Source organism: Actinomadura nitritigenes (assembly GCF_017573545.1).
GTDB classification, from domain to species: Bacteria; Actinomycetota; Actinomycetes; order Streptosporangiales; family Streptosporangiaceae; genus Spirillospora; species Spirillospora nitritigenes.
The window spans coordinates 47,240-72,748 of record NZ_JAGEOK010000008.1; the positions used below are offsets into that span (position 1 = coordinate 47,240).

Genomic DNA, 25,509 nt, shown 5'->3' on the forward strand with positions numbered 1-25,509 from the left:
GCGCGCTCGTGGAGATTTCATCGTCACGTCACGCCCGACGGGGCGTGGGTCCGCCGGGGCCTGATGGTCTCCTCCCGGCATCGGGAAGATCTTTACTGAGGAGCGCGACCTATGACCTCTTCGTGGCGACCGACTCGGCGGATGGCGGTCTCCGCCGTCGCTCTGCTGGCGGCGCTGGGCGCTGCCGCCGCCCCCACCTTCGCCTCGAACGGCGATCGCACCGGTGCGGTCCGCTCCGCGATCGAGGGCGGGAAGGCGCGCAACGTCATCTTGCTGATCGGTGACGGCATGGGCGATTCGGAGATCACCATCGCCCGCAACTACACCCAGGGTGCGGCCGGGCGGCTGGCGCTGGACACCCTTCCGCTGACGGGCGCGTACACGACCTACTCCGTCAACAAGAACAACCCCAAGCTGCCGGACTATGTGACCGACTCCGCCGCCAGCGGCACCGGCTGGGCCACCGGCCACAAGACCTACAACGGCGCGATCTCGGTCACCCCGGACGGCAAGCCGGTCCCGACCATCCTCGAGATCGCCAAGAAGGCGGGTTTCCGTACCGGTGACGTGACGACCGCCGAACTGGGGGACGCCACACCGGCGGTGCTGGCCGCGCACGTGGCGGACCGCTCCTGCCAGGGACCGGCCGGCATGGCCAACTGCCCCGTGCAGGACAAGGCCAACGGCGGTCCGGGTTCCATCTCCAAGCAGCAGGTGCAGACCGGCGCCGACTTCTACCTGGGCGGCGGCAAGGCCCGCTGGGCGCAGACGATCAAGGCGGGCCCCTTCAAGGGCAAGACGGTCGTCGACCAGGCCAAGGCCGCCGGCTACAACGTCGTCACCGACACCTCCGGGCTGGCCTCGGCCAGGCCCGGCCAGAAGCTGCTCGGCCTGTTCGCCGACGGCAACATGCCGCAGGAGTGGACGGGGCCCGCGGCCAAGGTCGGCGGCACCGACCCGGCCAAGTGCGCGCCCAACGCCTCGTTCAGCGGCCCGCACCTGAGCGACATGGCCGGAAAGGCCATCGGACTGCTCGACGCCCAGACCAAGAAGTCCAAGCGGGGCTTCTTCCTGCAGATCGAAGGCGCGTCGATCGACAAGCGCGACCACGCCGCCGACCCGTGCGGCCAGATCGGTGAGACGGCCCAGTTCGACAAGGCCGTCAAGGCGGCCCTCGACTACGCCCGCACCCACCGCGACACCCTCGTGGTCGTCAGCGCCGACCACGGCCACACCAGCCAGATCATCCCGATCGAGGCCAAGAGCCCGGGGCAGAGCGCGACGCTGGTCACGGCGGACGGCGCCCCGATGCAGATCAACTACGCGACCAACACCGTCGGCCAGTCGCAGGAGCACACCGGCACCCAGGTCCGGATCGCGGCCCAGGGGCCTCAGGCCGCCAACCTGGTCGGCGTCACCGACCAGACCGACCTGTTCCGCACGCTGCGCCGGGCCCTCGGCCAGTAGCACCGCGAGCCACCTTCTCGAGCCGCAGGACCGGTCGCACATGCGACCGGCCCTGCCGGCTTCCGTCGCCGACCAGAAGGATGGCGGACGCATCGTCGCGCAGGACATACCCGCAGACCAGGACGTGGGCGGATACCGGCCTTGAGTACGAGGGCGATCAGAAAGGCGACGGCGCGGGCGGACCCGGTGGTGAGCCGCGCCGAGATTGATCAGCACGCCGATCAGGGCGGTGAGCTCGGATGGTGAGAACGGCGGATCGCTCGTAAGCCGACGGGATCAGTGAGCCCGTCGCCTGGGCGGACAGGATCTCCGCCCGCTTGAGGCCGCCTAGCGGAGGCTTGGCGGCCAGGCGCATCGCCACCAGGGGAGGCGGCGTCGTTGAGCATACGGACCGCCCCAGAGACGACCTCCGCCGCCATGAGGGCCGAAGCGCTCCGCCGAGCCACCGCTGGTCGGCACAAGACCGCCGACACACCGCGCGCGCCACAACGGCCGAGTCGCAGATGCACGTCTCGCCCTCGAGCAAGGCGACCAGAGCCCGTAGCCGCCAGAGGGGCGCCGCGACGACGCACCTGCCCGGCCGCGGCCACTGCATCGGACGTCTTCCCTCGCGTTTCTCTCCAGCGGCAGTGACGTTCGGTAATGAACACGCTATGCTTGGTCACGCATAGTGATATTCGGTGGCTTGGTACGAGGGTTCCGAGGATCGGATGGACACCAGGATGGCGACCTGCCCGACCTGTACGACACGCCTGCTGGTGCTGGTGCTCGCCCTGCTGCTGACCGGACATCTCGCCGCCAATCCCGACGGACATCACGAGACCGCCCGCCTGCCTCTGGCAGGCCCGCAGTTCGAACAGGCCGCACGGCCGACGCCCCCCGCGAAAGAAGTCGTCGCCGCCTCCCATGGAGGGAAGGACGCCCACCCCCGCTGGTGCACCGCCGGCCAATGCGAGCGCGGCATCGCACCACGTCAACGGCTCGTCGGCGAGGAGCTGATCGCTTCCGGAGCGGCTTCGGGCTGCCATCTTTGCGTGGCCGGGGCAAGCGCAGACCTGGAACACGGTTCTGGCGTCCATCACTCGTCGTTGACGAGATGGCGTGCCCGGACGATGGCGGCACGTCCCTTGACGCCGTCATCGCTGCAGATCTTCCGTCTCTGACAGACACCCGTGCGCCTCGGGCGAACCGCCCGCGATCTCGCTCTTCGCGAGCGGCGCGGCCCTGCCCGTGATCCCCTCAACCCGTACCGACCATGGGAGATCCGCCATGGAGTCGTTGATCAAGCATGCCCGCACCATCACCCCGCATCCGCCCACGAGTCCGCACGTCCGGACCGGACCGAACGCCACGGCGACGCAACGGCCCGAAGCGCTGTTCATCGCCTGTTCTGACGCGCGCGTCTCTCCTGCCTTCCTCACCGGAGCCCAGCCGGGCCAGCTCTTCGAGCTGCGCAATGTCGGCAATGTCGTCCCGCCGCACCGGCCCGGCCGCCCTACCGGTGAAGCCGCCACCATCGAGTACGCGGTCGGCGTCCTGGGTGTCACCGACATCGTGGTCTGTGGCCACTCAGACTGCGGCGCCGTCCGCACACTCAGGCCAGGGGGCCTGTCCATCAGCGCGTTCACCACATGGTGGTGGCTCACCCGCACCAACAAGCGTTCTCGCCCCTCGGCGACGGAGCCCCCGGTCGATCCGGGCCATCTCCACCTCCTGGCCCAGCTGGACAAACTCCGCCGCTACCCCAAGATCGCTCGTGGCCTCGCCCAGGGCCGCCTGCGCGTCCACGGCTGGTTCTACAACCTGACCGACGGTCGAGTCTTCATCGCCCCGACCGCGAACTCCCCGACAACCGATTCCTTCACTCCGCTGTGACACCGGCTATGGAGCCGCGGCTGGCGGGTGTCCGAGACGAACGGCCACCCGCCAGGGCTCCGAGCCCGTGCTGATCAGAGGTCGCCAGGGCGATCCGCACAACCTGCCCAAAAGCCACGCCGAAAGGGCGCTGGCTTGCGACGAGAATGAACAAGGCGATGTGGTCGCATGGATTCGACCAAGGCCAAGAGGAACAATTCCGGGACCTGATGCTCCCATACCCCCGAACTCGCCTAGAGTCATACCCCCCGGAGTGCAATGTCGTTACTTCTCGCCCCCCTCGCGTCACACTACGGCTGTCGCCGGTGACCGCGAGACCTGCGATGCCAGCAAGCCTGGACAAGACCGCGATGCCGTAGGCCACCTGTTCAGCGCGCGGGGGATGCCGCCTGTCGTGCAGTGCTCGCGAGTGGGCGAAAAGGCGGTTGCGGCCATCGGGTATCGGGGCGCTGATCAACGCATCAACGGATACCGTGCTTCTCGCGGCTGGTTGTCGGATTGACTCACTCCATTCTCTGACTGTAGCCCCCGACCAACCATAAGTAATCGCTGTAGGAGGCGCGAGACGTAGCCAGCGCCGATATCAACGCGAATAGCCAGCTTGCAGTCGCGACCGTTCAGCGATGCCGTCGGCTCATGAGCGAGCGCCCCGTCGGTATCGGACGCCGGTCAGGTGGAGGAGCTGGCTCCGGCGAGGTGGCTGGCGTGAGGCCCGGCAGCGTAGGTGTCTCAAGCGACCTGGACGCTGGTCGGCCACGGGCCAAGTACGAGACCTCCGATGCAGCCCTGGACCCGCTTAAGGTTCGGCACGCCAGGGGGTGGCGTGCGGTGGTCCCAGGGAGGGGTGGGGCAGGATGTGAGGCATGGGACAAGTCGTGGTCACCGCGGAGAAGACGTTGAAGGCGAGCCCGGAGCGGGTGTTCGAAGCACTCGCCGACTACAGGGGCGTGCGCTCGAGGATGCTGACCGAGCATTACAGCGAGTACGACGTGCGTGAGGGCGGGCAGGGCGAGGGCACGGTGGTGCACTGGAAGCTCGCCGCCACGAGCAAGCGGGTGCGCGACTGCCTTTTCTCGGTCAGCGTCCCCTCGGCCGACACGCTCGTCGAAAAGGACGCGAACTCCTCAATGGTCACCACCTGGACCGTGTCGCCCGTGACCGGAGGTACGCGGGTTCAGGTCCGGACGACCTGGGACGGAGCCGGCGGTGTGGGCGGGTTCTTCGAGCGCACCTTCGCTCCGAAGGGGCTGCGAAGCATCTACGACGCGCAGTTGGCGAAATTGAACGCCGAGTTGGAGAGTTGACCTGCGCAGCGCACTCCTGCAAGTTGCCAGGCTGGTCCGATCACGGTGGTTCCCGTGCGGCCGGCCCCGGGCTACCCGCGAGCAAAGCGAGCGTGGCCTGGTCGAATACCTCCGAGACACGCTCGCCACCTGAGAATCCGGCCCGATACAGGAGGAAACGGCGAGGAGCCAAGGGCCAGCCGCTGCCACTGGGCCGGATAGCGTCTGGGACGTCTCCGCGGCGCTCTCGTCACGTGGTATCCGGTCCCCGCGACCGCCTTGGGTGTGCGGCGTAGCCGCCATCCTCAACGCATCGGCTCGGGGGAGCCTCGCACCCTTCAAGCTCAGCTATGAACGAGGCCCTCCCGCGCGGTTTAAGCTCCCGGAATGCTGTCTCGCGTGCTTCGACGCATAGCGGTTGTGCTGCTCGGCTGGCTGGGATTGGTTCTGGTGCTGGTCTTGGCGCTGGCAGGGGACGGGCAGTGGTGGGTGCGGTGCCTGGAGGCTCTCATCGGGGCAGCCCTGTTGTGGTGCACATGGGTTCTTTGGCACCGGTGGCTTCGCTGAATGACCGGCGGCGGTGCGGCCCCCGCGGCGACTGGTTGGGACGACGCCGGTGAAGCTGACGCGATGCGCCGTTCGGCCTGGTCGCCGGCGACCGGCGCCCACGTCGCACGCTCCGGGCGGCCTGGGGCGGGGCCGCGCAGCGGCCTGAGTACCGCCGCCCCTCGACGGCGAGGACGGGCCTTGGGCGGATGGGCTCGGGGCCGTTCCGCCTATGTTCCGTGAACGGCGGCGGGCGGTGGCTTTCGCTGGTGCGCGGCTGCAGATACACGAAACCCCGGAGACCGGTGTTGTACCTGGTCAACCGGGGTATTGGCTGATCGTTTCGAGGTGCCCCCTGCAGGATTCGAACCTGCGCACACGGCTCCGGAGGCCGTTGCTCTATCCCCTGAGCTAAGGGGGCCCTTGCGTCGCGGTGCGGCGCGTGTTGAAGGTTACCAGGGTTGGCGGGGTGACGCGTACGTGGACGTTCGCCGTGCGTTCCAGGGTGGAGTCGACTAACTTCAAGGCCGTGACCGAGCCCCTGGGACGCGTGCTGGTCGTCGACGACGACGAGGTGATCCGGCAGCTCATCGCCGTGAACCTGCAACTCGAGGGGTTCGAGGTCTCGACCGCTGTGGACGGTCAGGACTGCCTGGAGAAGGTGGTCGAGGTGCGGCCGGACGTGATCACGCTGGACGTGATGATGCCGCGGCTGGACGGGTGGGTGACGGCGGTCCGGCTCCGGGAGGACCCGGGGACCGCGCACATCCGGGTGGTGATGATCACGGCGCGGGCGCAGGAGCACGACGTCAGGCGCGGGCACGAGATCGGCGTGGACGCCTACGTGACGAAGCCGTTCGACCCGAACCAGCTGATCCAGACGGTGCGGAAACTCGCTGCGGTGTCCAGATAGTGGTCGGATAGTCTCACCAGAGTGACTCCGGCCGAGGTGAGCGATGCCCTGGTGGCGGCGGCGCGCGCTGCCGTCGCCGAGGGCGGGCTGGACGTCGCGGTGCCCGATGAGGTGCTCGTCCTCGCCCGTGGCGCCGGGGTCTTCGAGAGCCCCGTGGCGCTGGTGCTGGGGGTGAGCCCGGAGGCGGTCGCGGCGCGGGTAGGAGGGTCCGTCAGCGGGCGCGGGTTCGTGCGGGTGCAGGTGCCGCCGGCGGATGTGGTGAACGGCATTCTGCGGGATCCCGGTTACGGCCTGGCCCGGGTCCCGCGCTTCGCGTGGGCCGACCGGCCGCGGACGTTCGAGAACCCCGGGTTCTCGGTCCGGTACGCGTACGCGCGGGCCTGCTGGGCCGGGCGGTGGGCGCGGGAGCTCGGGGTCGGTGAAGGCGCGCTGGTGGAGCCCGCGGACGCGGAGACGCGGCTGGTGGGGGCCCTCGCGGAGGTGCCCGGACGGGCCGCGCAGGCCGAGCGGGAAGGCGACGCCGGGCCGCTGGCGTTCTGCTTGGAGAGGGTCGCCGGGGCGTACCACGACGTCCATGAGCGGTGCCCGGCCGTGCCCCTGGGGGACGAGAAACCCGGGGCGGTGCACGCGGGGCGCGCCGGACTGGCGCGGGCCGCGCGCATCGCCCTCGGCAACGGCCTGAAGATGATCGGTGAGACCCCTAGAGAGCGGATATGAGTCGAGTTCACCCTGCCGGGCCCCGGCACGCTGACGTCCTGCCCGAGGACCACCCGCCGGGGCCGGCGGAGGACCTGAACGCCCTGGACGCGCACGTGTGGCCGCGCGGCGCGACCCGTGAGGACGGCGTGCTGACCATCGGCGGCGTCGACGTGCGGGACCTGGCGAAGGAGTACGGGACGCCCCTGTACGTCTATGACGAGGAGGACGTGCGGTCCCGGGCGAGGGAGTACGCGGCGGCGTTCCACGATGGTGACGTGCATTACGCGGGCAAGGCGTTCCTGTGCACGGCGGTGGCGCGATGGCTGCACGAGGAGGGCCTCGGGCTGGACGTGTGCAGCGGCGGCGAGCTGGCCGTGGCGCTGGCGGCGGGCTTCCCGACGGAGCGGATCACGCTGCACGGCAGCAACAAGGCGCCCTGGGAGCTGGAGAAGGCCCTGGAGGCCGGGGTCGGGCGGATCGTGGTCGACTCGTTCGAGGAGATCGCGCGGCTCGGGTACCTGGCGCAGGAGCGGGGCGTCCGGCCGAAGGTGATGGTGCGGGTCACGACGGGCGTCGAGGCGCACACTCACGAGTTCATCGCGACGGCCCACGACGACCAGAAGTTCGGCTTCTCACGGGGCTCCGGGGCGGCGCTGGAGGCGGTCCGGCGGGTGCTGGCGCTCAGGCAGCTGGAGCTGGTCGGGCTGCACAGCCACATCGGGTCGCAGATCTTCGACGTGGACGGCTTCGAGGTCGCGGCGCACCGGCTGGCGGAGCTGCTGGTGGCGATCCGCGACGAGCACGGGATCGAGCTGCCGGAGCTGGACCTCGGCGGCGGCTACGGGATCGCGTACGTGCCGGGGGAGGAGCCGCACGACCCGAAGTCGATGGCGGACGGCCTCCGGGAGATCGTGGCGCACGAGTGCCGGGCGTACGGGCTGGCGATGCCGCGGCTGACGGTGGAGCCGGGCCGGGCGATCATCGGCCCGGGCGGCGTGACGCTGTACGAGGTCGGCACGGTGAAGGACGTCGAGGGGCTGCGGACGTACGTGTCGGTGGACGGCGGGATGAGCGACAACCTGCGGACCGCCCTGTACGGCGCGGAGTACACCGGCGCGCTCGCCAGCCGGTCGTCCGAGGCGTCCCCCATGCTCAGTAGGCTTGTCGGCAAGCACTGCGAGAGCGGGGACATCGTCGTGCGGGACCTGTGGTTCCCCGAAGATATTGCGGCGGGGGACCTGGTGGCGGTGGCCGCGACCGGTGCGTACTGTCGATCGATGGCCAGTAACTACAACCACGTCCCGAAGCCCGCCGTGGTGGCGGTGAAGGACGGCAGGTCGCGCGTGATCGTCCGCCGGGAGACCGCCGAGGACCTGCTGCGGCTGGATGCGGATGCGGAGGTCGGAGCGTGAAACCCGAACGTGGCCCGCTGCGGGTCGCGCTGCTGGGATGCGGCGTCGTCGGCAGCGAGGTCGTCCGGCTGCTGCGCGAGCAGGCCGACGATCTCGCGGCGCGGGTGGGGACGCCGCTGGAGCTGGCCGGGGTCGCGGTGCGGCGGCCCGAGCGGGTGCGCGCGGGCGTCGATCCGGAGCTGGTCACGACGGACGCGCAGGCGCTGGTCACGCGGGACGACGTGGACATCGTCGTCGAGGTGATCGGCGGGATCGAGCCGGCCCGGACGCTGATCCTGGAGGCGATGAAGACCGGCAAGTCGGTCGTCACCGCGAACAAGGCGCTGCTGGCCGAGGACGGGGCGACGCTGTTCGCCGCGGCCCGCGAGTACGGCGCCGACCTGTACTACGAGGCGTCGGTGGCGGGCGCGATCCCGCTGCTGCGGCCGCTGCGGGAGTCGCTCGTCGGCGATCACGTGCACCGGGTGCTCGGCATCGTCAACGGCACGACGAACTACATCCTCGACCAGATGGACTCCGCCGGAGCCGGGTTCCACGAGGCGCTGGAGGAGGCGCAGTCGCTCGGGTACGCGGAGGCGGACCCGACGGCGGACGTGGAGGGGTTCGACGCGGCGGCGAAGGCGGCGATCCTGGCGCAGCTCGCGTTCCACACCCCGGTGACGGCGGCGGACGTGCACCGCGAGGGCATCACCGAGGTGTCCGCGGCGGACGTGGCGGGCGCCCAGGGCATGGACTGCGTGGTGAAGCTCCTCGCGATCTGCGAGCGGGTGCCGTCCGACGGCGGTGCGCAGGACGGCCGGAACGGGCGCGGGGTGTCGGTGCGGGTGTACCCGGCGATGATCCCGCGGACGCATCCGCTGGCGAGCGTCCGCGAGGCCTACAACGCGGTGTTCGTCGAGGCGGAGTCGGCGGGGTCGCTGATGTTCTACGGCGCGGGCGCGGGCGGCGCCCCGACGGCGTCGGCGGTGCTCGGCGACCTGGTCGCGGTGGCGCGCAACGTGGTCGGCGGGACGCCGGGCCCGGTCGAGGTGACGTACGCGAAGCTGCCGGTGCTGCCGATGGGCGAGACCGTCACGCGCTACTACATCCACCTCGACGTGACGGACGAGGCGGGCGTGCTCGCCGCCGTCGCCGCGGAGTTCGCCCGGCACGAGGTGTCGATCCAGGCCGTCCGGCAGGTGGGGCTGGGCGAGGAGGCGCAGCTCGTGGTGGTGACGCACCGGGCGCCGGACGCGGCCCTGTCGGCGGTCGTCGAGGGCCTGCGCGGGCTGGACAGCGTCCGCGAGGTCGCCAGCGTCATGCGCGTCGAGGGCGAGGAGTGAGATCCCGGTAGAATCCGGGTCCACATTCGCAGGTCAGCCGAGGAGACACTGACGTGAACGGGAACGCCCGCGTGTGGCGCGGCCTCATCGAGGAATACCGCGACCGGCTTCCGGTGACGGACGCGACGCCCGTGGTGACGCTGCTGGAGGGCGGCACGCCGCTGGTGCCGGCCGTCCGGATCTCCCAGCTGACCGGCTGCGAGGTGCGCCTGAAGGTCGAGGGCCTCAACCCGACCGGTTCGTTCAAGGACCGCGGGATGACGATGGCGATCAGCAAGGCGGCCGAGGACGGCGCCAAGGCGGTCATCTGCGCCTCGACCGGCAACACGTCCGCGTCGGCCGCCGCGTACGCGGTGCGGGCCGGGATGACGTGCGCGGTGCTCGTCCCCAACGGCAAGATCGCGATGGGGAAGCTGGCGCAGGCGCTGGTGCACGGCGCGCGGCTGCTGCAGGTGGACGGCAACTTCGACGACTGCCTGGAGCTGGCCCGCAAGCTGTCCGTCGACTATCCGGTGGCGCTGGTCAACTCGGTCAACAAGTACCGGCTGCAGGGCCAGAAGACCGCCGCGTTCGAGATCGTGGACGCGCTCGGCGACGCCCCGGAGGTGCACTGCCTGCCGGTCGGCAACGCCGGCAACATCTCGGCGTACTGGATGGGCTACAAGGAGTACGCCGCCGACGGCGTCGCCACGCGGACGCCCCGCATGCTGGGCTTCCAGGCCAGCGGCGCGGCGCCGTTCGTCAAGGGCGAGCCGGTGCTGAAGCCGCAGACGATCGCGACCGCGATCCGGATCGGCAACCCCGCGTCCTGGGACCTCGCGATCGCCGCGCGCGACGAGTCGGGCGGCGCGATCGACTCGGTCACCGACCGGCAGATCCTGGCCGCCTACCGGCTGCTCGCCAGGGAAGAGGGCGTGTTCGTGGAGCCGGCGTCCGCGGCGAGCGTCGCGGGCCTGCTGCAGGCCGCCGAGCAGGGCGTGGTGAAGCCCGGGACGCGGGTGGTCTGCACGGTGACCGGCAACGGCCTGAAGGACCCCGACTGGGCGATCTCCGGCGCGCCGGCGCCGACGGTCGTCCGCGTCGACGCCCACGAGGCGGCCTCCGCGCTCGGCCTCACCTGATGGGCCCTGTCGACCCGGGGAACCGGCCGGAGCGGTCCGTCCTGGTGCGGACGCCGGCGACGAGCGCCAACCTGGGGCCGGGCTTCGACTCGCTCGGCCTCGCGCTGTCGCTGTACGACGACGTCGAGGTGGCGCTGACCGGCGACGGGGTGTCCATCGAGGTGGACGGCGAGGGCGCCGAGGTCGCCGACCGCGGCGAGCGGCACCTGATCGTGAAGGTGCTGCGCCGGACCTTCGACGTGCTGGACGACCTCGCCGCGGCCGGACCCGGCCAGCCGGCCGGCCAGCCGAAGGGCGTCCGGCTGCGGTGCCGCAACCGCATCCCGCACAGCCGGGGGCTCGGCTCGTCGTCCGCCGCCATCGTCGCGGGGATCGTCGCGGCGCGCGCGCTGCACCCGCACGGCGACCTCATGGACGACGTCGCCGCGCTGCGCCTCGCGACCGACATCGAGGGGCATCCCGACAACGTCGCGCCGTGCCTCGCGGGCGGCCTCACCATCGCGTGGACGACCCCGGACGGCGCGCGCCTCGTCCGGCTGGAACCGCAGGTCAGGCAGGTGGTGGCGTTCGTGCCCGAGCAGCGCCTGGCGACCGAGCGGGCGCGCGGGCTGCTGCCCGAGACGGTCCCGCACGCCGACGCCGCCGCCAACGCCGGACGCGCCGCGCTGCTCGTCGCCGCGCTCTCGGGCGGGCTCGGCGACGGCGTGCTGCTGGACGCGACGGAGGACCGGCTGCACCAGAATTACCGCGCCCCCGCGATGCCGGAGTCCGCGGAACTCGTCGAACGGCTGCGTTCCGCCGGAGTGCCCGCGGTGATTTCGGGGGCAGGACCCACTGTCCTGGCCTTCACAAACGCATCACGAGTTGATTCGATGGCTCCGCGAGTGGGTAATGGGTGGCACGAACACCCGTTGGACGTCGCGACCCGCGGCGCATGCGTCGTGCCCGGTGAACCCGGCCGCCGGAGCTGACGCGGCGCCGGGGCGGGCCGGGTGCGGCCCGGGCCGTCGCGGCGCTCCGGCCGGTGCGGGTCCCCGCAAGATCCACCTAGGTAAAATGCGAAGACATCGACCTCTGGGGAATAGCAGTGTGCCCTGGTGATGTTAGGCTGATTGCCGCACCAGATGCCCCGTTCGGGGCAGCGTGCTCGTCAGCCGCGCGTCGCCTGTCCGGCCCTCCGGCCGTGTCGGTCCCGCGTACCAGGCTCCCCGACACCGTGACATTCCGTTGTCAGGCATTCCAGCGAAACTTCGGACGTGGCGGTAGCGGGGACACGTGCGAGCGAACCGTCCCGTCCATCATCTGGCTGTGCCCAGAAAATCGCCGATCCCGGCCCCATCGTGATCAGCGGAGCCCGACTCGGCGCCCCCGCCGGGCCGTATTACCGGGTTGACTGGCCGAACGCCGGCCGACGCCCGCTCCCTGGGAAGGACCCTTAGTGAGCGAATCCAGCGAACTCCTTACGGACGCATCCAGCACTGCACCCGCGGCCGACGCCGCCCAGAACGGCGCGGAGCCCACCGCCCCCCGGCGCCGCCGGAGCGGCACGGGCCTCTCCGCCATGGTGCTGCCCGAGCTCAAGGCACTCGCGTCCAGCCTCGGCATCACCGGTGTGACCGGGATGCGCAAGAGCCAGCTCATCGCGGCCATCCAGGAGAAGCAGGGCGGCCAGGGGCAGGGCTCGGCGGGCGAGCAGGGAGCCGCTGCCAAGGCCGCCGCCGGGGCCGGCGAGGCCGACGCGGGCAAGGGCGCGCAGGACGCCGGCAAGGCCGAGACGGCCAAGGCCGAGCGCCCGCGCCGCACCCGCGCCGCGGCGAAGCGCGAGACGGCCGAGCAGGTCGCGATCGCCGAGGCTGCGCCCGAGCAGCCCGCCGCCGACAAGCAGGCCGACAAGCAGGACGGCCGGCCCGAGAAGGCCGAGCGGCAGGGCGGCCGGCAGAGCGCGCGCACGGCCGACAAGCAGGACCGGGGGGCGTCCGAGGGCCGGGGCGAGCGCGGCGACCGGCAGAACGACCGGCAGAACCGGGAGCCCGCCGCGGCCCAGGGCGGCGGCTCCGAGGACGGCGAGGCCCAGGGCGGCCGCGAGTCCGGGCGTGACGGCGGCCGGGACGGCCGCGAGGGCCGCGAGAGCGGGCGGCAGCGCCAGCGCGGCGGCCGGGAGCGCGGCGAGGGCCGCGACCGCGGCGACCGGAGCGAGCGCGGTGAGCGCGGTGACCGGGGCGAGCGCGGCGAGCGCGGCGAGCGCGGCGAGCGCGGCGAGCGCGGCGAGCGCGGCGAGCGCGGCGAGCGCGGCGAGCGCGGCGAGCGCGGCGACCGGAGTGACCGCGGTGACCGGAGCGACCGCGACGGCGGCGGGCGCCAGCGCGGCCAGAGCCAGGGCGGCGGCGGCCAGCACGACGACGACGAGGGCGGCCGCAGCCGGCGCGGGCGCCGGTTCCGCGAGCGCAACCGGGGCCGCGGCGGCCGCGAGCGCTACGAGGAGCCGGTGATCAGCGAGGACGACGTCCTGATCCCGGTCGCGGGCATCCTCGACATCCTCGACAACTACGCGTTCGTCCGGACCACCGGCTACCTGCCCGGCCCGAACGACGTGTACGTCTCGCTCGCGCAGGTCCGCAAGAACGGCCTCCGCAAGGGCGACGTCATCACCGGCGCCGTCCGGCAGGCCCGCGAGGGCGAGCGGCGCGAGAAGTTCAACGCGCTCGTGCGGCTCGACACCGTCAACGGGATGGAGCCGGAGCAGGCCAAGGGCCGCGTCGACTTCAGCAAGCTGACCCCGCTGTACCCGCAGGAGCGGCTGCGGCTGGAGTCCGACCCGGGCATCCTGACCACCCGGATCATCGACCTGGTCTCGCCGATCGGCAAGGGCCAGCGCGGGCTGATCGTGTCGCCGCCGAAGGCCGGCAAGACGATGGTGCTCCAGGCGATCGCCAACGCGATCACCAAGAACAACCCGGAGTGCCACCTGATGGTCGTCCTCGTGGACGAGCGTCCGGAAGAGGTCACCGACATGCAGCGGACGGTGAAGGGCGAGGTCATCCACTCGACCTTCGACCGTCCCGCCGAGGACCACACCACGGTCGCCGAGCTGGCGATCGAGCGCGCGAAGCGGCTGGTGGAGCTGGGCCACGACGTCGTCGTGCTGCTCGACTCGATCACCCGCCTCGGCCGGGCCTACAACCTGGCGGCGCCGGCGTCCGGCCGCATCCTGTCCGGTGGTGTCGACTCGACCGCGCTGTACCCGCCCAAGCGGTTCTTCGGCGCGGCCCGCAACATCGAGAACGGCGGCTCGCTGACGATCCTCGCCACCGCGCTGGTCGAGACCGGCTCCCGGATGGACGAGGTCATCTTCGAGGAGTTCAAGGGCACCGGCAACATGGAGCTGAAGCTCAACCGGTCGCTCGCGGACAAGCGGATCTTCCCGGCGGTGGACGTCGACCAGTCGTCCACCCGCAAGGAGGAGATCCTCATGGCGCCGGAGGAGCTGCGGGTCGTCTGGCAGCTGCGCCGGGTGCTGCACGCCCTCGACACCCAGCAGGCGCTGGAGCTCCTCATCGAGAAGATGAAGGAGACCAAGTCCAACGCCGAGTTCCTGCTCCAGGTGCAGAAGACGACGGTCTCCGACGACCGCTGATCGTCTGCCGCGACGCCCCCGCCCGGGTTCCGGGCGGGGGCGTTCCGCGTCCCGGCGCCCGGTGCCGGAAGCCGATGGTGGGGTTAGCCCCACCCCGGTCCGGCGGGGACCTCCATGGTGGCCGGGCGCCCCGGAAGGCAGGCTTGCACCGTAGGTTGGAACGGGCGTGGAGGGACGACGTGGGCGAGCTGAGCAGGGACATCGGGGGCGCGGGAGACCCGCCGGCGCACGCCGGGACCCCCGGTGGGGGCGCGACGCGGGCGGGCGGCCGCGCCGCGTCCGTGGCGGACGGCCCGTGGCGACCCGCGGCGATGGCCCGGTCCGCCGTGACCTGGACGTCCGCGCTGTACCTGGCGGTGAGCCTCGCGTTCGGGCTCGGCTGGTTCGTCGTCCTGGCCGTCGGGCTGGCGCTGTCGCTCGGCACCCTGATCATCTGGGTGGGGTTCCCGCTGCTCGCGCTGCTGATGGTGGCGTGGCGGTTCGGCGCGCGGCTGGAGCGCCGGCTGGTGCGGGCGGCGTTCGGCGTCACCCTGCCCGACCCGTACCGGCCGCGGCCGGAGAGCCGCAACCCGTTCGTCCGGCTGAGGACGATGGCCGCCGATCCCGCCACCTGGAAGGACCTCGCCTACCTCGTCCTGCTGTTCCCCATCGCGATGGTGGAGTTCGTGGTGTCCGCCTTCGTGTGGGCGCTGACGGGCAGCCTGCTGTTCATGCCGCTGATCGTGCTGTTCGGCGGCGGCATGGAGATCAACCTCGGGCTGGTGACGTACTGGTCCGGGAACCCGGTCGAGGCGCTGCCGGTGTCGGCGGCGGGGCTGGTCGTCCTCGCGGCGGCGATGTACGTGACGCGGGGGATGGCGGTCGCGCACGCGGCGTGGGCCCGGCTGATGCTCGGCCCGAGCGCGTCCCAGGCGGAGAACCTCGAGCTGCGGGAGCGGACCGCGCACCTGCGGGCCAGCCGGGCGCGCGGCGTCGACGCCGCGGAGTTCGAGCGCCGCCGCATCGAGCGGGACCTGCACGACGGCGCGCAGCAGCGGCTGCTGGCCGTCGCGATGGACATCGGCCGCGCCCGCGCGAAGCTCGACGACGATCCGGAGGGCGCGCGGGCGCTGATCGAGCAGGCGCACGCCGGCACCAGGGAGGCCATCACCGAGCTGCGGGACCTCGCCCGCGGCATCTACCCGGCGATCCTCACCGACCGCGGCCTGGACCCCGCGCTGTCCGGGCTGGCGGGGCGGGCGCCCGTGCCCGTCGAGGTCGCCGTCGACCTGCCGGAGCGGCCGCCGGCCGCGGTCGAGAGCATCGCCTACTTCATCGTCGCCGAGGCGCTGGCCAACATCGCCAAGTACGCGCGGGCGACCCGCGCGTCCGTCCGCGTCGCCCGCGACGACCGCTGGGTCGTCGTCGAGGTGACCGACAACGGGGTCGGTGGTGCGGTGGCGCGCGCCGGGGGCGGGCTGGCCGGGCTGGCCGACCGGGCCGCCACCATCGACGGGATGCTCATCGTGGACAGCCCGCCCGGCGGGCCCACGATCATCCGGGCGGACCTGCCCTGCACCTGGTGACCACCCGGCGATCCCTGGCGGCGCGGCCCGGCGCCGCCCGCGAGGCCCGATAATGGGCGCATGCGGGTAGTGATCGCCGAGGATTCGGTGCTGTTGCGCGAAGGGCTCGTCCGGCTGCTCGCGGACGCGGCGATCGAGACGGTCGCGACGGTCGGGGACGGCCCGGGGCTGCTCGGGATCGTCGAGGAGCACGAGCCGGACCTCGCCATCGTGGACGTGCGGATGCCGCCGTCGTTCACCGACGAGGGGCTGCGCGCGGCGCTGGCCGTCCGCGAGCGCCGGCCCGGCACGCCGATCCTCGTCCTGTCGCAGTACGTGGAGGAGCGGTACGCGACGGACCTGATCGGCGGCGGCGCCGAGGGCGTCGGCTACCTGCTGAAGGAGCGGGTGTCGGACGTCGCGGAGTTCATCGACGCGGTCCGCCGGATCGCCGCCGGCGGGACCGTCATCGACCCGGAGGTGATCGGGCAGCTGCTCGGCCGGCGCCGCTCCGGCGACCCGCTGGAGGCGCTGACGCCGCGCGAGCGGGAGGTGCTGGGGCTGATGGCGCAGGGCCGCGCCAACGGCGCCATCGCCGAGAGCCTGGTCGTCACCGAGGGCGCGGTGGAGAAGCACATCTCCAACATCTTCGCCAAGCTCGACCTGCAGCCCGCGCAGGGCGGGCACCGCCGCGTGATGGCCGTCCTCGCCTACCTGGGCCGCGCCGACGGCTGAACCGGTCCGGGCGCGGGACCCCGATCCGAGATCGGGAATGACCGGTGACCTCGGCACGTTCGGGTATCTGGCACACTTGGACTGCAACCGCTGCGGTACCGGTTCACGCCTCCCGGATCTCCCATGGCGCCGTCGCGTGGAAACGACCACGCCGGACGGCCGTGCGAGCGGGGGCGCCCGGCGACCGCCTCATGCGAGGAGAACCCATGAAGCCCGACATTCACCCGGACTACGTCGTCACGACCGTGACGTGCACGTGCGGCAACACCTTCGAGACCCGCAGCACCGCCGAGAACGGCGTGATCCACGCCGACGTGTGCTCGAACTGCCACCCGTTCTACACGGGCAAGCAGAAGATCCTCGACACCGGCGGCCGGGTGGCGCGCTTCGAGCAGCGCTTCGGCAAGAAGAAGGCCGGAAAGTAGCGCCGAGCCGCGCGGCGCGGAGCGCCGCACAGCGACCAGGGACGGCCCGGGGACTCTCCAGGTCCCCGGGCCGTTCGGAGTCGGCTTCCGGAGGCCGCCGCGGCCCCGGGGCCGGAACGGGCCAGGACACACCGTGAATCTCGACGAACTCATCAGCGAATACGCCGACATCGAGGGGCGGCTCGCCGACCCGTCCGTTCATGCCGACCAGACCCTGGCGCGCCGGCTCGGCAAGCGCTACGCCGAACTCCGGCCGATCGTCGAGACGCACCGGGAGCTGGCGTCCACCGAGGACGACCTGGGCACCGCCCGCGAGCTCGCCGGCGAGGACGAGACGTTCGCGGCCGAGGCCGCCGACCTCGGCAAGCGCAAGGAGGCGCTGGAGGAGCGGCTGCGGCGGCTGCTCGTCCCGCGCGACCCCAACGACTCCAAGGACGTGATCCTGGAGGTCAAGGCGGGCGAGGGCGGCGAGGAGTCGGCGCTGTTCGCGGGCGACCTGCTGCGGATGTACCTGCGCTACGCCGAGCGGGTCGGCTGGAAGACCGAGGTCCTCGACTCCCACCCGTCCGACCTCGGCGGCTACAAGGACGTCACGGTCGCGGTGAAGGCCAAGGGCTCGCAGGACGAGGGCGTCTGGACGCGGCTGAAGTACGAGGGCGGCGTCCACCGGGTGCAGCGGGTGCCCGCGACCGAGTCGCAGGGCCGCATCCACACCAGCGCCGTCGGCGTCCTGGTGACGCCCGAGGCGGAGGACGTCGACGTCCAGATCGACCCGAACGACCTGCGCATCGACGTGTACCGCTCGTCCGGGCCGGGCGGGCAGAGCGTCAACACCACCGACTCCGCGGTCCGCATCACGCACCTGCCGACCGGCGTCGTCGTCTCCTGCCAGAACGAGAAGAGCCAGCTCCAGAACAAGGAGCAGGCGCTGCGGATCCTGCGGTCCCGGCTGCTGGCGATGGCGCAGGAGGAGGCGGACGCGGCCGCCGCGGCGGAGCGCAAGAGCCAGGTCCGCACCGTGGACCGGTCCGAGCGGGTCCGCACCTACAACTATCCCGAGAACCGGATCTCCGACCACCGCGTCGGCTACAAGGCCTACAACCTCGACCAGGTGCTCGACGGCGATCTGCACAACGTGACGCAGGCGCTGGTCGACGCGGACATGGAACGCCGGCTGGCCGAAGCACAAAAATCATGAGCGCAGCGAACCGGGGGGTGTGGGGGGTCGTCCCCCCTCGAGAAAGCACAGTCATGAGCGCAGCGAACCGGGGGGCGTGGGGGGTCGTCCCCCCTCGAGAATGCACAGTCATGAGCGCAGCGAACCGGGGGGTGTGGGGGGTCGTCCCCCCCTCGAGAGGCACAGGCATGAGCGCATGAAGCTGCTGCTGGACGAGATCGCCAGGGCCACCGCGCGGCTCGCGGACGCGGGGGCCGCCTCGCCGCGCGCCGACGCCGAGGAGCTGGCCGCTGCCGTGCACGGGGTGAAGCGCTCCGAGCTGCACGCCGTGCCCGACAGCGCGTTCGACGCCCGGTTCTGGGAGTTCGTGGCGCGCCGCGAGGCCGGCGAGCCGCTCCAGCACATCACGGGCCGCGCGTTCTTCCGCTACCTGGAGCTGAAGGTCGGCCCCGGCGTGTTCGTCCCGCGCCCGGAGACCGAGGTGATGGTCGGCTGGGCGCTGGAGACGCTCCGCGACATGGACGTCCGCGACCCCCTCGTCGTCGACCTCGGGACGGGCTCGGCCGCCATCGCCCTGTCGATCGCGCTGGAGGCGCCCCGCGCGCGCGTGCACGCCGTGGAGAAGGACCCCAAGGCGTTCGTGCACGCGACCCGCAACATCGAGGAACTCGACGAGCGCGGCCGGGTCCGCCTGCACCTCGACGACTTCGCCGCCGCCCTCCCGGAGCTGAACGGCACCGTCGACCTCGTCGTCAGCAACCCCCCGTACATCCCGATGAGCGAATGGGAGTACGTGCCCCGCGACGTCCGCGACCACGACCCGGCGGACGCGCTGTGGGGCGGCGGCGACGACGGCCTGGACGCGATCCGCGTCGTCGAGCGCACCGCCCGCCGGCTGCTGCGCCCCGGCGGCTACGTCGCCGTCGAGCACAGCGACCTGCAGGGCAACGGGGTGTACTGGATCTTCGCGGAGGAGAACGGCTGGCGGGACGTCCGCAACCGCCGCGACCTCACCAACCGGGACCGGTTCGTCACCGCCCGCCTCGCCGCCGACTAGCCGCATGCGGCGCGGGGACCGCGCGCGGCGCGGCTATCCTGGGGCGTGCCAGAGGACGAGCGCCGCGAGATGGGAAGACGGGCGACCGTGAGCCGACGTTATGACTGCTCCGAGCCGATGGAGCGCACCCGTGGAATCGCCGAGGCCGTCTCGGCCGTCCGGCGCGGCGAGCTGGTCGTCCTGCCGACCGACACGGTGTACGGGGTCGGCGCCGACGCGTTCACGCCCGCCGCCGTGCAGGCGCTGCTGGACGCCAAGGGCCGTGGCCGCGACATGCCGCCGCCCGTGCTGGTCGGGTCCGTCCGGGCCGCGACCGCGCTGGTCGAGGATCTCGGCACCTACGGCCAGGACCTCATCGACGAGTTCTGGCCGGGCGCGCTGACGCTGGTGTTCCGCGCGAACCGGAACCTCATGTGGGACCTCGGCGAGACCAAGGGCACCGTCGCCGTCCGGATGCCGATGCACGAGCTGGCCGTGGAGGTGCTCAAGGAGACCGGGCCGCTCGCCGTCAGCAGCGCGAACCTGTCGGGCGAGCCCGCCGCGCGCACCGCCGAGGAGGCGGAGAAGATGCTCGGCGACTCGGTCCAAGTGTACCTGGACGGGGGCCGGTCGGGGCACGCCGACCCGTCCACGATCGTGGACCTGACGGGGTCGGTGCCGCGCCTCCTGCGGGTCGGCGCCATCCCCGAGGACAAGATCCGTTCCGTGGTCGGCGTGCTGCTCACGGAGGAGGACGAGGCCCCCGAGCCCGCGGAGCTCACAGCGGCCTCCTCCGCCGCCGTGGAGTCCAAGCCCTCCCTCACCAAGCAGCCCGCGGTCGAAGCGCCCCAGGCGCCCGCTGAGCCCGCCCCCGCCCCTGCTGAGGCCACCGCCGCACCCGCGGAATCCGCGGAGGTCGACGCCCCCGCGGACGCCCCTGCGGACGCGGCCGACGCGCCGGAGCCCGCCGCGGCTCCGAGCGTCCTTCCGGAGGCCGCGGAGACCCCCGCGAAGCCCAAGGACGAGTAACCCCGGACGAGCGGAAACGGCCGGGCAGGATCAACCTGCCCGGCCGTTTCCGGGTTCAGCCGCCGCCGACGAGCACGGACGCGTCCGGAGGCTCGGCCGGCGCCGCCCTCGGCGTCAACGATCGCGTGCGCAACCGCCGAGGGCGATGCAAGGGGCTCAGAACAGCTTCTTGCCCTTGCCGTAGAGGTACTGGCCGGTCTTCTTGTTGCGGCCGCACTCCTGGACCCACAGGTGCCAGCTGTAGGAGGAGCTGGTCTTGATCTTGACGGTGGCCTTGCCGTCGTAGTTGTACTGGGTGCCGCTGGAGGTGTAGCCGACGATCTTGAAGCGGGACCAGTACTTCTTGGTGCCCTCGGTGAAGAGGAAGCGGACGCAGGCGGTCCAGCCGTTCTTCGCTCCGTCCCGGAGGTATCCGGTGACGTAGGTGCTGCCGCCCTGGCGGGTGTAAGTGCCCCAGGCGCTCACGTTGCCGTAGGAGTTGTAGGGCGCCCAGCTGTGGGTGGTGGCGGCGTCGGCGGGAGCGCCGGCGAGGGCGGTGCCGGTCAGCAGTGCGCCGGCGGTCAGGGCTACGGCTGCGAATCGCCGCATTGGTCCCTCCATGCTCATGAATCACGGGTTAGCGGCGGATAACCTAGCAGTGATATCAAGATCATCTTTACGGTTTTCTTACCGTACGGCCAGTGGCGGCCGAAAAGATCGGTGAGACCGAACCGGAGCGGCCCTCCCCGCGTCCAACAGTCCGGACGCGGCACGCGCGGGGGCCGGACCCCGCTGCAGAGGGGGTTCCGGAGGGGCTTCCCTGGTGCGCCAAGGCGCCGCGGACGGCCGATCATGACGAAGATCTCATTCATCCGGCGGGACGGCCGCCGGGCGGGGCGCGGCGGGTTGTGCCGACACGGCGGGGGCAACGGTGAGACCATTCGGGGAATGCGCGGCCGTGTTCGGGGGCCCGTGATCGCTGCGGGCGTGGTCCTGGTGACCGTCGTCTTCCTGCTGCCCGCGGCGGCGGCGGCGCCCGTCCCGCGCGAGAGCATCCCGACCTACGACGTGGTCCTCACGCTGGGCCGCGACGGGGTGGTGCGCGTCCGGGAGACGATCACATACGACTTCGACCGCGGCGGCGAGCACGGGATCGTGCGCCGGGTGCCGTTCCGCCGTGCGAACCGGCTGTTCGACGTGCGGGACGTCAGCGCGGGCTCGTCGACGGGCGCCCCGGCCCGCGCCCGGACGATGCGGTGGCTGAACGACCTGCAGATCACCGTCGGGGACCGGCACCGCGAGGTCCGCGGCCGCCAGGCGTACGTGATCGAGTACGCGGTGGGCTGGGCGTTCACCCCGTACGCCGACCACGACGAGCTGGTCTGGGACGCGATCGGGACGAGCTGGGACGTGCCGATCGGCGACGCCGTCGTCCGGGTGGAGGCGCCGGTCCCGCTGCGGCACGCGACGTGCCGGGCGGGCTCGCCGGGGGCGACGACGCGCTGCCTCGGCGTCCGCGACGGGCGGTACGCGGTGGACTTCATGCAGAGCGCCCTCGCCCCGCACGAGGGGATGACGGTGCGGGTCCGGCTGCCGAAGCACGCGGTCGCCGTCGCGCCGCCCCACTACGCCCGGCCGCACTGGGCGGGGACGTGGCCGGGCTCGGCGGTGCTCGCGCTGGCGCTGGCCTCGGTGGGGCTGGCGGCGCGGAGGCCGGGGCCGGACCGCCGGGCGGGCGCGGCGCTGGCGGTGGTGGGCGCGCTGCTGGTCCTGTCGGACGCCGCGGACGACGTGCTGGACCGCGGGCCGTGGGCGTTCTCGCTGGGGGACCGGTCGCTGGCGGGCCTCGCGCTGATGATCGCCGGAGCGGCCGTGATGTGCTCCAGGACGTCCGGGACGGCGCGATATGCGGCGGATGGGGCCCGGTGGGTCTAGAGTTGGTCGGTCGTGACGGCGAACCGATCGTGATCGACGATCGTCTTACCCGGTCGGGAACCCCGGCCCGGTGACGGTGCGTTCAATCGGGGCATGTCGCAGGGGTGATCGCGGACGGCGCGGTCGCGGACGGCGGTGATCGGCGAAGGGAGGCGCGGGAGAGTTGCGGGAGTACCTGCTGACCATCCTGGTCGCCGCGCTGGTCGCCTACCTGCTGACGCCCGCCGTCCGGCGCTTCGCCGTCTGGTTCGGCGCGCAGGCCGTCCCCCGGGACCGCGACGTGCACGTGATCCCGACGCCCCGGCTGGGCGGGCTGGCGATGTTCGGCGGGATGGTGGCGGCGCTGGTCGTCGCGTCCGGGCTGCCGGAGATGCGCAAGGTGCTGGCCGCCGGCGACATCGGCGTGGGCAAGGCGCTGCTGATGTCGGGCGGGCTGATCGTGCTGGTCGGCATCGCCGACGACCGGTGGGAGGTCGACCCGCTCACCAAGTTCGCCGGGCAGGTGGCCGCCGCCGGGATCTTCATCATGCAGGGCATCCAGATCTACTCGATCCCGCTGCCGAACGGCGAGTCGCTGTCGCTGCCGCCCGCCTACGGGGTGCCGCTGACGGTGTTCGTGGTGGTCGCGACGATCAACGCGGTGAACTTCATCGACGGCCTGGACGGGCTGGCGGCCGGGGTCGTCGGGATCGCCGCGCTCGGCCTGTTCGGCTACGCCTACCTGCTGACCAAGACCAACGGGATGACCACGCTGAGCGGGGCGACGCTCACCGCGGCGGTGCTGTTCGGGATGTGCCTGGGCTTCCTGCCGCACAACTTCAGCCCGGCGAAGATCTTCATGGGCGACACCGGCTCGATGCTGATCGGGCTGCTGCTGAGCGCGTCGACCATCCTGCTGACCGGGCAGTTCGACCCGGCGGTGCTGTCGAACGGGCTGTTCCCGCTGTACGTGCCGCTGCTGCTGGTGCCGGCCGTGGCGGCGGTCCCGTTCATGGACATGCTGCTGGCGGTGTGGCGCCGGACGAACCAGGGCAAGTCGCCGTTCTCGCCGGACAAGCAGCACCTGCACCACCGGCTGCTGCAACTCGGCCACTCCACCCGCCGGGCCGTGCTGATCATGTACTTCTGGGTCGGGCTGCTGGCGTCCGGGCTGGTCGGGCTGGCGCTGTTCGACGCCGCGTGGATCACCCTCGGGGTCACGGTCGTGGTGGCGGTCGCCGGGGTCGTGCTGATGCTGCGGCTCGGCCGGCCGCGCGGGCGGCGGCGGAACGCCGCGGCGGAGCCGGGCGACACCGGGCAGCAGCCCGCCGCCCGCCCGCAACTGCCGGTCTGATCCACGCCTCTCGGGACGCCGCTCTCTCGCACGGTCTCCCAGCCCGACCCTCCGTCCGGCCTCTGACCTGCGCCTCTACCTCGCCTTGGGGCTGCGCGACCGTGCCTGGACGCGGTGATGGGCGCCACCCGGCGGTCCGGACGGTGTACTACGGTGCGTCGAATACCATTCGGATCGAACGTGCGGAGAGCGGGCGGAGCGATCTCCCTCTCGCAGTGTTCACGCCTCGTGTCCGCCGCGGTCCGCGGCCCGCGGCGCGTCCCGGCCGTTCCCCGGATCGGGTGCCGTGACCTGGGTTAAGGTCCGTGGTGCGAGTGTGGCCCGCAGCCCGGAAACCAGCCGGGCAGGGCGTTACCTCTAGGGTAATTGTGGACATTCCGGACGCTTGTGATACCTTTCACGAACAAGAGACGACCACTGAACGTGACCAGCCGGAGCCCTCATGCAACCTTCCGACGCCCGGATGCTCCGCGGCGCCGCGATCCCGACCGGGGCGGTCGGGGTGGGCGCCGTCCTGATCGGCCTGCTGACGGCGGGCGGCAAGGGCGCGCTGGCGGCGGCGCTGGCCACCGTCGTGGTGCTCATCTTCTTCTCCATCAGCGCGATCGCGGTCTCCTGGGCCGGGAAGATCTCCGCCCAGACGATGATGCTGGCCGCGCTGGCCAGCTACGTGGTGAAGATCTTCGCGGTGATGGTGCTGGTCACGGCGATGGACGGGGTCTCCCTCTGGAACACCACGGTGTTCGGCTGGGCGGTGATCGCCCTGGCCCTGTGCTGGATCGCCGCCGAGTTCCGCGTCGCCCTACAGCGGAGGCCCTACGTTGACGAGCCCGAAAGCGCCCTGGACCGGAGTCCGTGATGACCCCGCCTCGCACGGTCCGGGCGGACTACTCCAATATGACCACCGCAGGCATGGCCTGCTATCGTCCGGAGCGCGATGAGCGAGCAGAAGCCCCGGCCGGAGGACGGCCAGCGGGAATTCGCCGACGTCGCCTGGTCCGTGCCCAGCTACCTCCTGTCCGGAATGACCATCTGGGGCGGGATCGGGTGGCTGCTGGCCTGGTGGAGCGGGTGGCAGTGGCTGATCCCGATCGGCCTGATCATCGGCGTGATGCTCGCCGTCTACCTGGTCTACGTCAAGTACGGTCGCCACTCCGTCTGAGCGGCCCCGCCGCCGAAGAAGCCTACGTGAAACATCACCACATTGATGAAGGGAACGCCGCGTGAACGCGCTGACGGTCCTCGCCTCCTCCGGTGGAGATGAGTTCCAGGCCCCCGGGCCTGAGATCTTCGACTTTCCGCCCATCTTCGACGGCGCGCCGAGCTGGCTGACCAAACCGGTGCTCTTCGCGGTCGTCGGCTCCGTGCTCGTCTGCGTGTTCTTCTGGTTCGCCTTCGCCAAGCCCAAGCTGGTGCCGCGGGGCGCGCAGAACCTCGGCGAGGTCGGCTACATGTTCGTCCGGGACCAGGTCGCGAGGCCGTTCCTCGGCAAGAACACCGAGCGGTGGATGCCGCTGCTGATGTCGCTGTTCTTCCTGATCTGGGTCTGGAACTTCATGGCCGTCTTCCCGGTCATCCAGTTCCCGATCGCCTCCCACATCGCCTTCCCGGCCGTGCTCGCGGGATTCGTGTACGTCCTGAAGGTCTACCTGGGCATCCGGCACCAGGGCGCGAAGTACTTCACCAACATGCTGCCGAAGGGCCTGCCCTGGCCCGTCTACATCCTGCTGGTGCCGATCGAGTACCTCTCGACCTTCATCATCGCCCCGTTCACCCACGCGGTGCGGCTCTTCGCCAACATGTTCGCGGGCCACACGATCCTCGCGTTCTTCAGCCTCGTCGGCTTCTGGTTCCTGTTCGAGAAGCCCACCGTCGCCGGGTTCGGCGTCGGCATCATCGGGGTGATCGTCACCATCCTGATGACCACCCTCGAGCTGCTGATCCAGTTCCTGCAGGCGTTCCTGTTCGCGCTGCTGGCCGCGATGTACATCCAGAGCGGTCTCGAAGCCGATCACTAGACCTCCGGGTCGGACAGTGCCCCCCG

Annotated in this window: 23 protein-coding genes and 1 tRNA gene; 22 read left to right on the top strand and 2 right to left on the bottom strand. The window is 71.7% G+C overall.

From position 1 onward, the window contains the following. The first annotated feature begins 141 nt into the window (after window positions 1-141). From phoA to J4557_RS13630, 4 genes are all read left to right on the top strand, one after another. Window positions 142-1,467: an alkaline phosphatase gene (gene phoA / locus J4557_RS13615; protein WP_243775717.1), complete on the top strand. Its 1,326-nt coding sequence runs from the start codon at window positions 142-144 to the stop codon at window positions 1,465-1,467. Between the two features lie 710 nt (window positions 1,468-2,177). Beyond that, window positions 2,178-2,630: a hypothetical protein gene (locus tag J4557_RS13620; protein ID WP_208266889.1), complete on the top strand. Its 453-nt coding sequence runs from the start codon at window positions 2,178-2,180 to the stop codon at window positions 2,628-2,630. Window positions 2,631-2,736: 106 nt separating this feature from the next. Next, complete coding sequence (locus tag J4557_RS13625) at window positions 2,737-3,342, top strand: carbonic anhydrase (protein ID WP_208266890.1); 606 nt, start codon at window positions 2,737-2,739, stop codon at window positions 3,340-3,342. Between the two features lie 863 nt (window positions 3,343-4,205). Continuing rightward, window positions 4,206-4,646: an SRPBCC family protein gene (locus tag J4557_RS13630; protein ID WP_208266891.1), complete on the top strand. Its 441-nt coding sequence runs from the start codon at window positions 4,206-4,208 to the stop codon at window positions 4,644-4,646. Between the two features lie 874 nt (window positions 4,647-5,520). Here J4557_RS13630 and J4557_RS13635 read toward each other — a convergent pair. Next, window positions 5,521-5,592 (bottom strand) — tRNA-Arg (locus tag J4557_RS13635). Between the two features lie 129 nt (window positions 5,593-5,721). On the opposite strand from J4557_RS13635, the gene J4557_RS13640 reads away from it, so the two are divergent. The 13 genes from J4557_RS13640 to J4557_RS13700 all read left to right on the top strand — a co-directional run bounded on the left by J4557_RS13640 (window position 5,722) and on the right by J4557_RS13700 (window position 20,218). Then, window positions 5,722-6,084 (top strand): response regulator transcription factor, encoded by a 363-nt coding sequence (locus tag J4557_RS13640; protein ID WP_190862106.1) that lies wholly within the window; start codon window positions 5,722-5,724, stop codon window positions 6,082-6,084. Window positions 6,085-6,105: 21 nt separating this feature from the next. Beyond that, window positions 6,106-6,801: a DALR anticodon-binding domain-containing protein gene (locus J4557_RS51650; RefSeq protein WP_208266892.1), complete on the top strand. Its 696-nt coding sequence runs from the start codon at window positions 6,106-6,108 to the stop codon at window positions 6,799-6,801. After that, window positions 6,798-8,195 carry a diaminopimelate decarboxylase gene (gene lysA, locus J4557_RS13650; RefSeq protein ID WP_208266893.1) on the top strand — a complete coding sequence of 466 codons (1,398 nt, stop codon included), beginning with the start codon at window positions 6,798-6,800 and terminating at the stop codon, window positions 8,193-8,195. Before J4557_RS51650 ends, lysA begins: the two co-directional genes overlap by 4 nt. After that, a complete protein-coding gene (locus J4557_RS13655; protein ID WP_307799748.1) occupies window positions 8,192-9,517 on the top strand; it encodes a homoserine dehydrogenase in 1,326 nt (441 codons plus the stop codon). Before lysA ends, J4557_RS13655 begins: the two co-directional genes overlap by 4 nt. A gap of 53 nt (window positions 9,518-9,570) precedes the next feature. Further along, window positions 9,571-10,638, top strand: a complete 1,068-nt coding sequence (thrC, locus tag J4557_RS13660) for a threonine synthase (RefSeq protein ID WP_208266894.1) — start codon at window positions 9,571-9,573, stop codon at window positions 10,636-10,638. After that, window positions 10,638-11,609, top strand: coding sequence for a homoserine kinase (gene thrB, locus J4557_RS13665; RefSeq protein ID WP_208266895.1), 972 nt, complete (start codon window positions 10,638-10,640; stop codon window positions 11,607-11,609). The genes thrC and thrB overlap by 1 nt, the downstream gene beginning before the upstream one ends. Window positions 11,610-12,076: 467 nt before the next feature. Further along, window positions 12,077-14,272 carry a transcription termination factor Rho gene (gene rho / locus J4557_RS13670; RefSeq protein WP_208266896.1) on the top strand — a complete coding sequence of 732 codons (2,196 nt, stop codon included), beginning with the start codon at window positions 12,077-12,079 and terminating at the stop codon, window positions 14,270-14,272. Window positions 14,273-14,451: 179 nt separating this feature from the next. After that, window positions 14,452-15,837 carry a sensor histidine kinase gene (locus J4557_RS13675; protein WP_307799750.1) on the top strand — a complete coding sequence of 462 codons (1,386 nt, stop codon included), beginning with the start codon at window positions 14,452-14,454 and terminating at the stop codon, window positions 15,835-15,837. Window positions 15,838-15,897: 60 nt separating this feature from the next. Next, window positions 15,898-16,551: a response regulator transcription factor gene (locus J4557_RS13680; RefSeq protein ID WP_208266897.1), complete on the top strand. Its 654-nt coding sequence runs from the start codon at window positions 15,898-15,900 to the stop codon at window positions 16,549-16,551. A 206-nt stretch (window positions 16,552-16,757) separates the two neighbouring features. After that, entirely contained in the window at window positions 16,758-16,976 is a 219-nt protein-coding gene (gene rpmE / locus J4557_RS13685) for a 50S ribosomal protein L31 (RefSeq protein WP_151544542.1), read from the top strand. A gap of 133 nt (window positions 16,977-17,109) precedes the next feature. Then, window positions 17,110-18,174, top strand: a complete 1,065-nt coding sequence (prfA, locus tag J4557_RS13690) for a peptide chain release factor 1 (protein WP_208266898.1) — start codon at window positions 17,110-17,112, stop codon at window positions 18,172-18,174. A gap of 175 nt (window positions 18,175-18,349) precedes the next feature. After that, window positions 18,350-19,210: a peptide chain release factor N(5)-glutamine methyltransferase gene (prmC, locus tag J4557_RS13695; protein WP_208266899.1), complete on the top strand. Its 861-nt coding sequence runs from the start codon at window positions 18,350-18,352 to the stop codon at window positions 19,208-19,210. 87 nt (window positions 19,211-19,297) lie between these two features. Next, window positions 19,298-20,218, top strand: a complete 921-nt coding sequence (locus tag J4557_RS13700; RefSeq protein WP_208266900.1) for an L-threonylcarbamoyladenylate synthase — start codon at window positions 19,298-19,300, stop codon at window positions 20,216-20,218. 156 nt (window positions 20,219-20,374) lie between these two features. On the opposite strand, the gene J4557_RS13705 is transcribed toward J4557_RS13700, so the two are convergent. Continuing rightward, a complete protein-coding gene (locus J4557_RS13705; protein WP_208266901.1) occupies window positions 20,375-20,806 on the bottom strand; it encodes a hypothetical protein in 432 nt (143 codons plus the stop codon). 339 nt (window positions 20,807-21,145) lie between these two features. Here J4557_RS13705 and J4557_RS13710 point away from each other — a divergent pair, with 339 nt between their 5' ends. From J4557_RS13710 to atpB, 5 genes are all read left to right on the top strand, one after another. Next, entirely contained in the window at window positions 21,146-22,132 is a 987-nt protein-coding gene (locus tag J4557_RS13710) for a DUF2207 domain-containing protein (protein WP_208266902.1), read from the top strand. Between the two features lie 163 nt (window positions 22,133-22,295). Beyond that, a complete protein-coding gene (locus J4557_RS13715) occupies window positions 22,296-23,465 on the top strand; it encodes a glycosyltransferase family 4 protein (RefSeq protein ID WP_190862025.1) in 1,170 nt (389 codons plus the stop codon). 442 nt (window positions 23,466-23,907) lie between these two features. Next, a complete protein-coding gene (locus J4557_RS13720; RefSeq protein ID WP_208266903.1) occupies window positions 23,908-24,324 on the top strand; it encodes a Cg1360 family ATP-synthase-associated protein in 417 nt (138 codons plus the stop codon). A 78-nt stretch (window positions 24,325-24,402) separates the two neighbouring features. Beyond that, complete coding sequence (locus J4557_RS13725; RefSeq protein ID WP_208266904.1) at window positions 24,403-24,627, top strand: hypothetical protein; 225 nt, start codon at window positions 24,403-24,405, stop codon at window positions 24,625-24,627. A gap of 61 nt (window positions 24,628-24,688) precedes the next feature. Further along, entirely contained in the window at window positions 24,689-25,483 is a 795-nt protein-coding gene (atpB, locus tag J4557_RS13730) for a F0F1 ATP synthase subunit A (protein WP_208266905.1), read from the top strand. Window positions 25,484-25,509: the final 26 nt, after the last annotated feature.